The sequence below is a fragment of the Parviterribacter multiflagellatus genome (assembly GCF_056863265.1).
Window position 1 is genome coordinate 47,731 of sequence record NZ_JBXPIZ010000005.1, and the last position, 12,476, is coordinate 60,206.

At 77.4% G+C, this 12,476-nt stretch carries 13 protein-coding genes and 1 tRNA gene; 6 read left to right on the forward strand and 8 right to left on the reverse strand.

What is annotated here, in order from left to right:
• Nucleotides 1-16 precede the first annotated feature (16 nt).
• The gene (locus AC1UE5_RS11720) at nucleotides 17-1,801 is read left to right on the forward strand and encodes an ABC transporter ATP-binding protein (protein WP_482923418.1); all 1,785 of its coding nucleotides are present in this window, start codon (nucleotides 17-19) and stop codon (nucleotides 1,799-1,801) included.
• Here the strand turns inward: AC1UE5_RS11720 and AC1UE5_RS11725 are convergent.
• On the reverse strand, nucleotides 1,782-2,855 hold the full coding sequence (locus AC1UE5_RS11725) for a helix-turn-helix transcriptional regulator (RefSeq protein WP_482923421.1): 1,074 nt from the start codon (nucleotides 2,853-2,855) through the stop codon (nucleotides 1,782-1,784). The two genes, AC1UE5_RS11720 and AC1UE5_RS11725, sit on opposite strands and share 20 nt — an antisense overlap.
• An 88-nt stretch (nucleotides 2,856-2,943) precedes the next feature.
• Between AC1UE5_RS11725 and AC1UE5_RS11730 the strand changes: the two genes are divergently transcribed.
• A complete protein-coding gene (locus AC1UE5_RS11730; RefSeq protein ID WP_482923423.1) occupies nucleotides 2,944-3,693 on the forward strand; it encodes an SDR family oxidoreductase in 750 nt (249 codons plus the stop codon).
• 16 nt (nucleotides 3,694-3,709) lie between these two features.
• Here AC1UE5_RS11730 and AC1UE5_RS11735 read toward each other — a convergent pair whose 3' ends face one another.
• Nucleotides 3,710-5,071 carry a hypothetical protein gene (locus AC1UE5_RS11735; RefSeq protein ID WP_482923425.1) on the reverse strand — a complete coding sequence of 454 codons (1,362 nt, stop codon included), beginning with the start codon at nucleotides 5,069-5,071 and terminating at the stop codon, nucleotides 3,710-3,712.
• 2 nt (nucleotides 5,072-5,073) lie between these two features.
• Between AC1UE5_RS11735 and AC1UE5_RS11740 the strand changes: the two genes are divergently transcribed.
• Nucleotides 5,074-5,688, forward strand: a complete 615-nt coding sequence (locus tag AC1UE5_RS11740) for a YncE family protein (protein WP_482923427.1) — start codon at nucleotides 5,074-5,076, stop codon at nucleotides 5,686-5,688.
• Here the strand turns inward: AC1UE5_RS11740 and AC1UE5_RS11745 are convergent.
• From AC1UE5_RS11745 to AC1UE5_RS11765, 5 genes are read right to left on the reverse strand one after another with little or no spacing between them, the layout of a single operon-like run.
• Nucleotides 5,645-6,097 carry a hypothetical protein gene (locus tag AC1UE5_RS11745; protein WP_482923429.1) on the reverse strand — a complete coding sequence of 151 codons (453 nt, stop codon included), beginning with the start codon at nucleotides 6,095-6,097 and terminating at the stop codon, nucleotides 5,645-5,647. The genes AC1UE5_RS11740 and AC1UE5_RS11745 overlap by 44 nt on opposite strands.
• Nucleotides 6,094-7,332: a molybdopterin-dependent oxidoreductase gene (locus tag AC1UE5_RS11750; protein WP_482923431.1), complete on the reverse strand. Its 1,239-nt coding sequence runs from the start codon at nucleotides 7,330-7,332 to the stop codon at nucleotides 6,094-6,096. Before AC1UE5_RS11750 ends, AC1UE5_RS11745 begins: the two co-directional genes overlap by 4 nt.
• On the reverse strand, nucleotides 7,329-7,955 hold the full coding sequence (locus AC1UE5_RS11755; protein WP_482923433.1) for a class I SAM-dependent methyltransferase: 627 nt from the start codon (nucleotides 7,953-7,955) through the stop codon (nucleotides 7,329-7,331). The genes AC1UE5_RS11750 and AC1UE5_RS11755 overlap by 4 nt, the downstream gene beginning before the upstream one ends.
• Entirely contained in the window at nucleotides 7,952-8,581 is a 630-nt protein-coding gene (locus AC1UE5_RS11760; RefSeq protein WP_482923435.1) for a TIGR04282 family arsenosugar biosynthesis glycosyltransferase, read from the reverse strand. Before AC1UE5_RS11760 ends, AC1UE5_RS11755 begins: the two co-directional genes overlap by 4 nt.
• Complete coding sequence (locus AC1UE5_RS11765; protein ID WP_482923438.1) at nucleotides 8,578-9,222, reverse strand: glycosyltransferase family 2 protein; 645 nt, start codon at nucleotides 9,220-9,222, stop codon at nucleotides 8,578-8,580. The genes AC1UE5_RS11760 and AC1UE5_RS11765 overlap by 4 nt, the downstream gene beginning before the upstream one ends.
• Nucleotides 9,223-9,324: 102 nt before the next feature.
• Between AC1UE5_RS11765 and AC1UE5_RS11770 the strand changes: the two genes are divergently transcribed.
• Genes AC1UE5_RS11770 through AC1UE5_RS11780 form a run of 3 tightly spaced genes read left to right on the forward strand, consistent with a single transcriptional unit; the run spans nucleotide 9,325 to nucleotide 12,307 of the window.
• Nucleotides 9,325-10,356: an NAD-dependent epimerase/dehydratase family protein gene (locus AC1UE5_RS11770; protein WP_482923440.1), complete on the forward strand. Its 1,032-nt coding sequence runs from the start codon at nucleotides 9,325-9,327 to the stop codon at nucleotides 10,354-10,356.
• Complete coding sequence (locus AC1UE5_RS11775) at nucleotides 10,353-11,078, forward strand: response regulator transcription factor (RefSeq protein WP_482923442.1); 726 nt, start codon at nucleotides 10,353-10,355, stop codon at nucleotides 11,076-11,078. The genes AC1UE5_RS11770 and AC1UE5_RS11775 overlap by 4 nt, the downstream gene beginning before the upstream one ends.
• Nucleotides 11,075-12,307: a sensor histidine kinase gene (locus tag AC1UE5_RS11780; RefSeq protein ID WP_482923444.1), complete on the forward strand. Its 1,233-nt coding sequence runs from the start codon at nucleotides 11,075-11,077 to the stop codon at nucleotides 12,305-12,307. Before AC1UE5_RS11775 ends, AC1UE5_RS11780 begins: the two co-directional genes overlap by 4 nt.
• Here the strand turns inward: AC1UE5_RS11780 and AC1UE5_RS11785 are convergent.
• Nucleotides 12,299-12,371, reverse strand: a tRNA-Ala gene (locus tag AC1UE5_RS11785). The two genes, AC1UE5_RS11780 and AC1UE5_RS11785, sit on opposite strands and share 9 nt — an antisense overlap.
• Nucleotides 12,372-12,476 lie beyond the last annotated feature (105 nt).

Genomic DNA, 12,476 nt, shown 5'->3' on the forward strand with positions numbered 1-12,476 from the left:
TGCTACATTTTCGAACGTGCCTGCTCCAGAAACCGCTCGATTCCCCCGCGTCGCGGTCCTCTGGGCCTTCGCGCGACCGCACCGCACGACGCTCGCCGCCGGCCTCGCGCTGGCGATGGCCGGCTCCGCCGCCGGGCTGGCCAGCCCCCTGATCACGAAGTGGGTCCTCGACGCCCTCGCGGCGTCGGATCCGCTGCTCACGCCGGTCCTGGTCCTGAGCGCGCTGACCGTCGCCGGCGCGGCGACGTGGTTCTTCCAGTGGCGGCTGCTCGGGACGGTCGGCGAGCGCATCGTCCTGGACGCGCGGCGGTCGATGGTCGGCCGGTACCTGCGCGCGCGGATCGGCGTCATCACCGCCCGCCCGGTCGGCGAGCTGGTGACGCGCGTCACCTCGGACACGGTCCTGCTCCGCGAGGCGGCCTCGTCGAGCGTGATCGGGCTCGTCAACGGCGCCGTGATGCTCGTCGGCAGCCTGGTCCTGATGGGCGTGCTCGACCTCGTCCTGCTCGGGACGACGGTCGTGGCGCTCGCGATCGTCACCGCGCTCTTCCTCGTCCTGATGCCCGGCATCGCGCGGGCCCAGGAGCAGGCGCAGGAGCACGTCGGGCGGCTCGGCGGGACGCTGGAGGGGACGATCCGGGCGATCCGGACGGTGAAGGCCAGCCGGGCGGAGCCGCGGATCGGCGCGCGCATCGGCGCGGACGCCGAGGAGGCGGCGCGGCACAGCATCCGCGCGGTGCACAGCGAGGCGCTCGCGTGGACGATCGCCTTCACGGGCCTGCAGGTCGCGATCATCGTGATCCTCGGCCTCGGCGCCTGGCGGGTCAGCGAGGACGCGATGGAGGTGTCCACGCTGATCGCGTTCCTCCTCTACGCGTTCGGCCTGATGGGGCCGATCATGGAGCTGACGCAGAACGTGACGTCGCTGCAGGCCGGCTTCGCGGCGGCGGCCCGCATCCGCGAGACGGAGGACCTGGAGGCCGAGGACGAGACGCCGCCGGCGGTCGCTCGCGGCGCGGTCGCACCCGCGGACGGGTCGGCGGCGGCGATCCTGGAGCTGCGCGGCGTGACGGCCGCCTACGGACCGGAGCTCGACCCGGCGGTGCGCGGCGTCGACCTCGTCGTCCCGCGGCGCGGCCATGTCGCGATCGTCGGGCCGTCGGGTGCGGGCAAGACGACGCTGATGTCGCTGGTGCTGCGGTTCCTCGAGCCGCAGGAGGGAGAGCTGCGGCTGGCCGGCCGCGCGTACGCCGAGCTGACCCACGCCGAGGTGCGCGAGCGGATCGCGTACGTCGAGCAGGAGTCGCCCGTGGTGCCGGGCACGATCCGCGAGAACCTGCTCTTCACCCACCCGGACGCGAGCGAGGCCGAGCTGCGCGGCGTCCTGGAGGAGGTCCAGCTCGACGCGCTCGTCGACGAGCTGCCCGACGGGCTCGACACGCCGCTCAGCTCGACGTCCGTCTCCGGCGGCCAGCGGCAGCGCATCGCGCTCGCCCGCGCGATCCTCCGCACGCCCGAGCTGCTGCTCCTCGACGAGGCGACCGCCCAGGTCGACGCGCTCACCGAGTCGGCGATCCACCGCTGCCTGCGGGCCCGGGCGCGCGACGGCGCGGTGCTCACCGTCGCGCACCGGCTGTCGACCGTCGTCGACGCGGACCAGATCGTCGTGCTCGACGGCGGCACCGTGCGCGCGAGCGGCACGCACGAGGAGCTGCTCGCCGCCGATGCGCTCTACCGCGACCTGATCGAGGCGCTGAGGATCGCCGCGCCGGCGGAGGACGTCACGCTGCCACGCCCGTGAGCCGGGCGGTCAGCTCGTGCCGCGAGCCGACGTCGAGCTTGGTCAGCACGGCCTTCACGTGATCGCGGACGGTGTGCGGCGAGACGCCGAGCCGGCGGGCGATCGCGTCGGTGGGATGGGCGGCGAGGAGGAGCGTCGTCACCTCGCGCTCGCGCGGCGTGAGGCCGTGCAGGTCGAGCGTGAGCGGGAGCAGGTCGGCGCGGTCGGCCGGTCGGATCGTCACGGCGACCCGCGGCGGCGCGTCCGTCGCGCCGTGGAGCACGTCGGCGGAGGCGGTGAGCCAGCCGGCGTCGCCGACCCGGATGCGGCCGCGCGCCGGCCGCCCGGGCGCGGCGCCGCCGGCGAGGGCCTGCGCGCGCACGACGAGCAGCTCGACGGCGGGCGGCAGGTGGTCGTCGCCGTACGGGGAGGGCACGAGGCGCAGCCAGCGTCGTGCGGCGTCGGTCGCCGCCTCCAGCCGCCCGTCAGGTCCGACGATGACCGTCCCCGCGTCGCCGGCCGGCGCCGCGAGCGCCGTGCGCGCCAGCGCCCGCCGCAGGCCGTGGCCGAGCAGCGTCGCGACCGCGCCGACGTAGCGCGTCTCCTCCGCGCTGAAGGCCGGTGCGTCGTCGCCGCGCACGAGCGTCGCGGTCGCCCACGTCGCGCCGCCGCTGCGGGCGAGCGCGCGCAGCTCGTCGCCGAGGGCGCGCGGGCTCAGGACCGTGCGGTGGCGCGCGCTCGCGCCCAGGTCGCCGCCGGTCGCGACGGCCAGGCTCGCCGCCGCCTGGCCGGTGCGGTCGAGGTCGTCGAAGCGGTTGACGTCCGCGCCCGCCAGCTCGGCGGCCGCGATCTCCAGGTCGAGGAAGCAGTCCTTGTCCGGGTCCGCGACGACGGTGCTCGTCTCCAGCAGCGTCTCGGGGTCGATCGTCGTCCACGCGCCGCGGTCGTGGGGCACGATGCGGCGCACGCGGCCGGCGACCTCGTGGATCAGCTCCTCGGGGCCGGGCGGGTCCGCGACCAGCCGGAGGATCCGCTCGTGGGCGGCGGTGGCGCGGGTGCCGAGGGGCGAGCCCATGGCGGCCAGGCTATCCCGCGTCCGGCGGCGTCCCATCCCCCGCGCGGGGGATGGGCGGCACGGCCGCGCGCGTCCAGCCTCAGCGGCCATGAGCACGTACGCAGACACCACCGCCGTCGTCATCGGCGGCACGCACGGGATGGGCCTCGCGATCGCCCAGGCGGTCGTCGCCGGGGGCGGCCGCGTCCTGATCACGGGGCGCGACGACGCCCGGCTGGCGACCGCGCGGGAGCAGCTCGGCGCCGCCGCCGAGACGGTCCGCGCGGACGTCACGCGGCCCGAGGACCTCACGGCGCTCGCGGCGGCCGCGGAGGAGCGGCTCGGCCGCATCGACGCGCTGTTCGTCAACCAGGGCTACGCGAAGCTGACGCCGTTCGACGCGGTCACCGAGGAGCTCTACGACCGGCATTTCGACGTCAACACGAAGGGCGCGTTCTTCGCCGTGCAGCGGCTGGCGCCGCTCGTGCGCGACGGCGGCGCGATCGTCTTCACGTCGTCGGTGGCCGACGAGGGCGGCAACGCGGGCATGGCGGTCTACGCCGCGAGCAAGGCGGCGGTCTGGTCGTTCGCGCAGGCGTTCGCCGCCGAGCTGCTCCCGCGCGGCATCCGCGTCAACGTCGTCAGCCCCGGCTTCGTCGCGACGCCGACGTCGGGCGTCGACGCCACCGACGCCGAGCGCGCGGAGTTCGTCCGCCTGGGTGACGAGGTCACGCCGATGAAGCGCCATGGCACCGCCGAGGAGGTCGCCGCGGCCGCGCTGTTCCTCGCCTACCAGGCCACGTTCACCACCGCGGTCAAGCTCCCGGTCGACGGCGGGCTCGGGCGGCGCCTCTCCTGAGCCGCCGCGGCCCCGGTCACCACACGGTGCCGGTGAGGAGCTGGAGCGCGAGCGCCTGCGCGGCCAGGGCGGCGAGGAGCAGCCGCAGGTCGCGCAGGCGCGCGTCGCGCAGCGCGGCCGCGGCGGCGACGCAGGCCAGCGGCGCGAGGAAGAGCCAGATGCGCTCCGTCTCCGCCTTCGTGAACCCGCCGCCCGCGGCGACGGCGATGACGACGAGCGTGGCCAGCGCCGCCGGGGCGCGGAGCACGACGGTCGCGCGGAGGAGGAGCCAGACGAGCGGCGGGCCGAGCAGCACGCCCCACGCGACCGGGGAGCCGAGCACCCAGAACCAGTACGGCCGCACCTGCGCGACGCTGTCGCGGTAGACGCGCTCGGTCGCCAGCAGCGTGCCGATCGGGTCGTAGCCCCACGCCGCCGCCAGCGCCCCGTTGAACGCGAGCAGCGCCGCCGCGCAGCCCGCGGCCAGCACCAGGGCCGCGCGCACGCCCTCGCGCCGCCACACCACGACCGCCGCCCACGCGCCCACGCCGAGCAGCGCCCAGCTCATGAACGCCGCGAGCGCGAGGGCGACGGCGCCGAGCGCGCGCACGCCCGGCCGCGGCGTCACGAGCAGCGCGGCGGTCCCGGCCCCGCAGGCGGCGAACACCGCGTCGAACGAGGTCACGCCGAAGAGCAGCACGATCGGCGTCAGCGCGCACAGCGCCCCCGCGCGGCGGCCGGTGCGGTCGCCGCCGAGCACGCGCCCGAGGCGGTGGGCGAGCGGGGCGCACAGCGCCGCGCCCGCGATGCACAGCGCCGCCAGGCCGCGCGGGCCGTCGATCCCCAGGGCGTCCATCAGCAGGAGCGGGCCCGGCGGGTGGCCGGCGACGTTCACCGGCTGCGACGGGACGGTCTCCGCGAACCGGTCCAGGTAGTGCTCGACCCCGTAGCTCAGCGTCGGCAGCCCCGGCAGGTACTCGTTGCGCGCCTCGAACGAGCCGCCGGGCCCCAGGTCGAACACGAGCCACCACCCGTACGTCCCGTCGCGCGCCGCGCCGACCGCCAGCCCAGCGGCCAGCGCGGCCAGCAGCAGGACCACGTCGACCTGCCAGGGGCGCAGCGGGGCGTCCACGAGGAGCGGGAGGCCCCACACCGCCGCCGCCAGGGTCAGTCCAGCGAGCACGGCCCACGCCGGCGCCGCGTCCGGCGCCCAGCCCGCGACGAACGGCGGGAGCGCCGTCCCGAGCTCGCCCGTCGTCTCGTGCACGGCGACCCCGACGCCGATCGTCGCCAGCGCGACACCGGTGACGATCCACGAAACACGCTGCGCCAGCCGCGCACGGTTGCGGTCCGGGCTGCCAAGCTCGCGGGGTGCGCTGGTCCGCGCCGACGTCGTCATGCGTGCTCACCGCCGTGCTGGCCGGCTGCGGCTCGGCGCCGGTGGACGAGCTGCCGCCGCCCGCGGCCGCTCCGCCCGCGCCCGCGCTCACGCGTCCACCCGCCGGGGACGTGCGCGCCGCGGCGGTTGCGGCGACGCCGGCCACGACGCGGGCGCCGCTGGCCGACGGGCGGCTCGAGGCCGAGCTCGACGGCCGCGCGCGCACGCTCACGATCCGCGACGCCCGCACCGGCGAGCGCCGGGCGACCGCCGCCGCCGGGGTCGGGCCGACCGCCGTCGCGTGCCTCGGTGCCGGGCGCTGCTACGTCGCGGACACGCGCGGGGACGGGCTGCTCGTGTTCCTCGCCGAGGACGGCGGCCGGTCGCTCCGGCTCACCCGCCGCGTGCACCTGCCGGGCGGCCCGTACGGGCTCGCGCTCGACCGCGCCCGCCGCCGCCTCTGGGTCACGGCGCCGGGCCGCAACGAGCTCGCGCTGCTCCCCGCTCACGGCCGGCCTCACGTCCTCGCTCGATACCCGACGATCCGCCAGCCCGACACGGTGCGGGTCGACGCGGCCAGCGGGGCGGCGCTCGTCACGTCGCCGTCCGACGCGCGCGTGCAGCGCGTGTCGCCCTGACCGCGTACACGAGCGCGGACGCCATCAGCAGCGCGGCGGTGAGCAGCAGCCAGCGGCCGAGGTAGTCGGGCCGCTCGCGGCCGAGCGCGCGCACGGCGTTGCCCGGCTGGCGGTCCAGGATCGACGGCGCGTACACGAGCAGGACGCAGCCGGAGAGGATCGCCGGCACCCGCACGTGGTTGAGGAGCCGCGGCGCGGCGAGCCGCTGCGCCGCCCGGTCGAGCGCCGAGTAGGCGGGGACCAGGACGAAGTCGTGCAGCAGCGCGCCGCCGAGCAGCCACGCCGCGAGGTTCAGCGGCTCCGGGGCGATCCGCGCGCCGAACGCCCGCACGAGCGCGTAGCCGGCGACCGCCGCCAGCGCGAGGTGGCCGGCCAGGTGCAGCGGGCTCGCGCCGTACCAGCGCCTCACGCGAACCGCAGCTCCTTCACCCACTTCGTGCAGTGGACGCCGGGCAGCGCGGGGACGATCACGCGCGCCGGGTAGCCGTGGTCGAGCGCGAGGTCCGCGCCGCCGACCCGGAGCGCCAGCAGCGCGCGGTCGTCGCGCAGCTGGTCCCGGCCGAGCGTCGCCTGGCGGAACGCCCCGCGCTCCTGCAGCGACACCGCCTGCACGGTCGTGGCGTCGGGCGCCCCGGCGCGGGCGGCCAGGTCGCGCAGCCGCACGCCGCTCCACTCCTCGGTCGCCGACCAGCCCTCGACGCATGCGATCGGGAGCCGGTACGTGTGCTGCGGCAGGGCGAGCAGCTCCGCGCGCGTCAGCTCGGCGATCGGCGCGCCGTCCCCTTGCGCGAGCGCCAGGCGCCAGCCGGGGCCCGTCATCTCCCGCGTCACGCGCGCGGTCGCCGCCGTCTTGTTGATCGGGAACCCGGCCGCGCCGCCGACCCCCGCGCCCCGCGGCGCGAACAGCGCGAGCTCGCGGAACGGACCGCCGAGCGCCTGCCCACCGGTCGTCACGAGCAGCAGCGCCGAGGCCCCACCGACCGCGCCGAGGAACCCGCGCCGGCTGATCGTCGCGGGTGCGGGCTCCGGCGCGCGCAGGTCGTCGCCGCCGGGCAGCTCCGCGAGCGCGCGCCGCGTCCCGAGCGCGGCGCGGACGGTCGGCGCCTTGAGCCCGAGGTGGAGGAGCACCGCGCCCACCATCACCCAGGCGCCGTAGTAGTGCGCGGGGACGAACGCGAAGTGCCACGGGTAGAACAGCTGCGCGTTCGCGATCCCGGTGGCGAACTGGAAGATCGTCGCGGCGACGAGCGTCAGCGTCGACAGCCGCTCGAGCCCGTGCGCGGCGCTCGTCACCGGCGGCCACGTGAACAGCCGCGGGAAGACCGACCACAGCTTGGCCAGCAGCAGCGGCACGGCGGCGAACCCGACCGTGACGTGGAGCCCCTGCGTCAGCGCGTAGAGCCAGCTCGGCGACGTGGGCCACCCGACGACGAGCAGCTGGAGGTCCTCGTCGCGCGCGACGACCGCGTTGCGGCCGAGGTCGGGCTGGTAGGCGGCGTGGGAGAGGAAGCCGGTGACCGCGATCACGAGCAGCGCGGGCAGCAGCGCCAGGCCGAGCACCGCGGTCAGCCGCGCGCCGCGCAGCGGGCTGCGCCAGAACTCGCGGCGCGTCGGGCCCGGCGGCGGCTCGGCGAGGCGGCTCATGCCGCCAGCTCCGCGAACCAGCGCCCCTCGTCCTGCCAGCGGTCGACGGCGCGCAGGCCGGCCGCGGCGGCGAGGGACCCCAGCGCCTCAGCGCCAACCCGCGCCCACGGGATCGGCGCGGAGAGCCGGCGGCCGTCGTCGAGCCGGATCGGGCTCGTCGCGCAGCCGATGCCGGGCGCGTCGGTCTCGCACAGCAGGATCCCGCCCGGCGCCAGCAGCGCCGCGACCCGCGCGAGCAGCGCGACCGGCCGGCCGCCGATGCCGAGGTTGCCGTCGAGCAGCAGCGCCGTGCGCCACGTGCCGGGCCGCGGGACCGGGCCGAACACGTCGCCGTGGTGCACGGGCGCGCCGCCCGCCCGCGCGATCGCCACGGCCACGGCGGAGACGTCGACGCCCAGCGCCGTCGCGCCGCGCTCCACCAGCGCGCGCACATGCCGCCCGGGACCGCAGCCGACGTCGAGCACCGGGCCGACCGCCCGCTCCAGCACCCGCGCGTCCGCGCCCGCCACGGGCGCGAGCCAGCGGTCGAGGGCCAGCGGCCACGCCTCGCCGTCCGTCGTCCGCGCCACGAGCCGGCCGCGGTCCCGCAGCGCCGCGCCGTAGAGCAGGTGGGCGGGCGTCACGCCGCGACCGCCCCCAGGTCGCGGACGGCGGCGGGGAACGCGGCGCCCGGGTGGCAGGCGCGGGCGACGGCCCGCGCGTCGGCGATCGTGTCCACGTCGCGCAGGGCGGGGAGCGGGGCGACGTCCAAGCCGTGCTCGCGCAGCCGGGCCAGCTGCGCGCTGCCGGTCGTGGGGACGCTCATCGGCACCCCCGCGAAGTGGGCCCGCGCGGGCTCCCGCAGGCCGATCGCCCAGTAGCCGCCGTCCGGCGCGAGGCCGAGCGCGGCATCGGCGCCGGCCAGGCGGTCGAGCGCGTCGCGCAGCAGCCCGGGCGTGAGCTGCGGGGTGTCCATGCCGACCAGCAGCGCCGGGCCGCCGACGTCCTCGAACGCCGCGGCGAGCCGCTCGTCGAGCCCGCCGCCGCGCTGCGGCAGCACCTCGACGCCCGCGGGGAGCCAGTCGCCCGCCGCCCCGGCCAGCACGCACACGTGGCGCTCTGCGGGCGTGGCGCGCACGGCCGCGAGCGTGTCGCGCAGGGCCGCCTCGGCCAGCGCCGCCGCCTGCGCGGGCGTGCACGGCGGGCACAGGCGCGTCTTCACCCGGCCCGGCACCGGGGCCTTCGCGAGGACGATGAGCGCGGCGCTCACGCGAGCGCCTTCCGCATGTCGCGCGCCGTGCGCACCGTCCCGCGCACGGTGCCGGTCACCTTCGAGCGGCCGATGCGCGGCCGGTACGGGACGGGGATCTCGACGATCCGCCACCCCGCCGCGCCCGCGCGCAGCACCATCTCCAGCGGCCAGCCGAAGCGCCGGTCGACCAGCTCCAGCGCGAGCAGGTCGGCGCGGCGGGCCGCGCGCATCGGGCCGAGGTCGGTGAGCTGCACGCCGCAGCGGCGCTCGACGGCCCGCGCGAGGAGGCGGTTGGCGGCGCGCGCGTGCCACGGCCAAGCCGCGCGGTCGGCGCTGCCGCGGGCTCCGAGCACGAGGTCCGCACGCCCATGCTCCACCGGCCCGGCGACGTCCGGCAGGTGGCCGGGGTCGAGCGAGCCGTCGCAGTCCATGAAGCAGACGACCTCGGCGCGCGCGGCCGACAGCCCGGCGAAGCAGGCGGCGCCGAACCCGCGGCGCGGCTCGTGCACGACCTCCGCGCCCAGCTCCGCCGCGATCGCGCCGGAGCCGTCCGTCGAGCCGTTGTCGACCACGATCGGCCGGAAGCCCGCGGGCACGCGCGCGAGCACCCACGGGAGCGCCTCGGCCTCGTCCAGCACGGGGAGCACGACGTCTGCCATGGGGTGGACGTTCCCGCCGAGACGGCGCCGCGGCGATTACGAGTTGCGAACGGACGGCGGTTGGGCGCCGCGCCGCGCGTCCCCGAGGCGTACGGTGCCCGCATGGTGCTCGTCACGGGAGGGGCCGGCTTCGTGGGCTCCCACATCGTCGACGCCCTCGCGGCGCGCGGCGTGCCGGTCCGGGTGCTCGACCTGCGCCCGGCCCGCGTGGACCTGCCCGACGGCGTCGAGCACGTGGTCGGCGACGTCCGCGACGCCGAGGCGGTGCGGGCGGCGCTGCGCGGCGCCGACGCGGTCTGCCACCAGGCGGCGATGGTCGGCCTCGGCGTCGACCTGGGCGACCTGCCGGACTACGTCGGCCACAACGACCTCGGCACCGCGGTGCTCCTGCGCGAGCTCGCGCGTGGGGGCGGTGCGGTGCGCCGGGTCGTGCTCGCGTCGAGCATGGTCGTGTACGGCGAGGGGCGGTACCGCTGCGCCGAGCACGGCGTCGTGCGCCCCGGTCCCCGGCCGGAGGAGCGGCTGCGCGCGGGCGCGTTCGAGCCGCCGTGCCCCCGCTGCGGCCGCGCGCTGGAGCCCGCGCCGGTGCCCGAGGACGCGCCGCTCGACCCGCGCAACGTCTACGCCGCCACGAAGCTGCACCAGGAGCACCTGGCGGCGGCGTTCGCGCGCGAGACGGGCGTCGCGGTGACGGCGCTGCGCTACCACAACGTGTACGGGCCGCGGCTTCCCCGCGACACGCCCTACGCCGGGGTCGCGGCGCTGTTCGCGGACGCGGTCGCGGCCGGGCGCGCGCCGCGGGTCTTCGAGGACGGCGGCCAGCGGCGCGACTTCGTCCACGTGCGCGACGTCGCGGCGGCGAACGTGCGCGCGCTCACCGCGCCGGAGCCGGTCGCGGGCGCCTTCAACGTCTGCTCGGGGACGCCGCGGACGATCCTCGACCTGGCGACCGCGCTGCATGCCGCGCTCGCCCCCGACGGCCCGCCGCCCGAGGTCACCGGCGGCTATCGGCTGGGCGACGTGCGGCACGTCTTCGCCGACGCCTCCCGCGCCCGCGACGTGCTCGGCTTCACGGCGCGCGTGGACCTCGACGACGGCCTGCGCGAGCTGGCCACGGAGCTGGCGGCGGCGTGAGCGGGCGCGTTCCCCCGCCCTCGCGCGGCAACGTCCTCGTGGTGGACGACGAGCCGACGATCGCCGAGGTCGTCTGCCGGTACCTGCGCCGCGCGGGCTACCAGGCGTCGAGCGCGGCCGAGGGCCCGGCGGCGGTCGAGGCCGCGTGCACCGGCGAGCGCGTCGACCTCGTCGTGCTCGACCTGATGCTCCCCGGCATGGACGGACTGGAGGTCATGCGGCGCGTCCGCGAGGCTGCCCGGCCCATCCCGGGGATCATCCTGCTGACCGCGCGGGGCGAGGAGTCCGACCGCATCGCGGGGCTCAGCCTGGGCGCCGACGACTACGTGGTCAAGCCGTTCTCGCCCGCCGAGTTGGTCGCGCGCGTCGACGCCGTGCTGCGCCGCTCGGCCGGGGTGATCGAGCACGGGGAGCCGGTGACGGTCGGGCCGCTGACGGTCGACGTCGCGGCGCACCGCGCGACGATCGGCGACGCCGAGCTGCAGCTGACGCAGCGCGAGTTCGACCTGCTGGCGTTCCTCGCCCGCCACCCGGGCCGCGCGTTCACGCGCGACGAGCTGATGGCGCAGGTCTGGCGGTTCACGTTCTACACCGACACCTCGACGGTGACCGTCCACGTGCGGCGGCTGCGGACCAAGCTCGCCGCGCTGCCCGGCGGCGACGGCCTCATCGAGACGGTCTGGGGCGTCGGCTACCGGCTCGCGGAGCCGGCCGGGCCGTGATCCGCGCGCTCGCCGTCGCCCTGCTCGCGGCCGCGGCGCTCACGGCCCTCAGCGGCGCGGTCTACGGCGGGCACGCGGCCTGGCTCACGTTCGTCACGCTGGCCCCGATCGGCGCCGCGGCGGTCGTCTGCGCGCAGGTCCTGACGCGCCACCGCCGCCGGCTCGGCGGGCTGCGCCGGCAGGGCGCCGCGGTGGCCCTGCTCATCGCGGTGGTGACGGCGGCGGGCGTCGTGCTGTTCGTCGACCTGATGTTCGTCTCGGCCCACGACGCGTTCTTCGTCGCGGTGCTGGCGGCCTACGCGGCCCTCGTCGGCGCGCTGTGCGCGGTGGCGCTCGGGCGCGGCGCGCTGAGCGACCTGGAGGCGGTGCGGGCGACGCTGCACGCGGTGGCCGACGGGCGCCGGGACGTGCGCACCGGCGTGGCGGGCGGCGGGGAGATCGCGGAGCTGGCGGCCGAGGTCGACGCGATGGTCGGCCGGCTGGCGTCGGAGGAGCGGGCCCGGCGCGCGCTCGTCGCGTCGGTCTCGCACGACCTGCGCACACCGATCACCGCGCTGCGGCTGCTGGCCGACGCGGTGGAGGACGGCCTGGTGGACGAACGGACGTCGCGCGAGTACGCGGGACGGATGAGCACGCACGTGCAGACGCTCGGCGCGCTGATCGACGACCTGTTCGAGCTGAGCCGGCTGGAGACCGGGGAGCTGCGGACGTCGATGGAGCAGGTCGCGCTGGCCGAGCTCGTGCGCGATGCGGTCGAGGCGATGCGGCCGGCCGCCGAGGCGTCGCACGTGGCCGTCGAGGCGGCGCTCGGCGCGGACGGCCTGCCCGCGGTCCACGGCGACCCGGCGCGGCTGCGGCGCGTGCTCTTCAACCTCATCCAGAACGCGATCCGCCACACGCCGCCGGACGGCACGGTCACGGTCCGGGCGGCCCAGCGCGTCGGGGAGGTCGAGATCGAGGTCGCTGACACCGGCACGGGCATCCCGGCGGCCGAGCGCGAGCGGGTCTTCCTCCCGTTCCACCGGCTCGACCCGGCCCGGAGCGACGCGGGCGCGGGGCTCGGCCTGGCGATCTCGCGCGCGATCGTCGAGGCCCACGGCGGCCGCATCTGGATCGCCGACGCCCCGGCGGGAACGTCCGTACGCGTCGCGCTCAGCTGCGTGAACCGGGCCGAAGACGGGAAAGGGCCCGCTGGTGCGGGCCCTTCAGAGATCCTCGAGTGGAGCTAGCCGGACTCGAACCGGCGGCCTCCTGGGTGCGATCCAGGCGCTCTCCCAACTGAGCTATAGCCCCGAGGGAAGAGACAGTCTAGCTTGCCGGCGAACTACGCTCTCGGGCGGCAGCGGGACATGAGCTTCAGAAGCCGATTGACACTGTTCTTCGTCGCGATCGTGATCG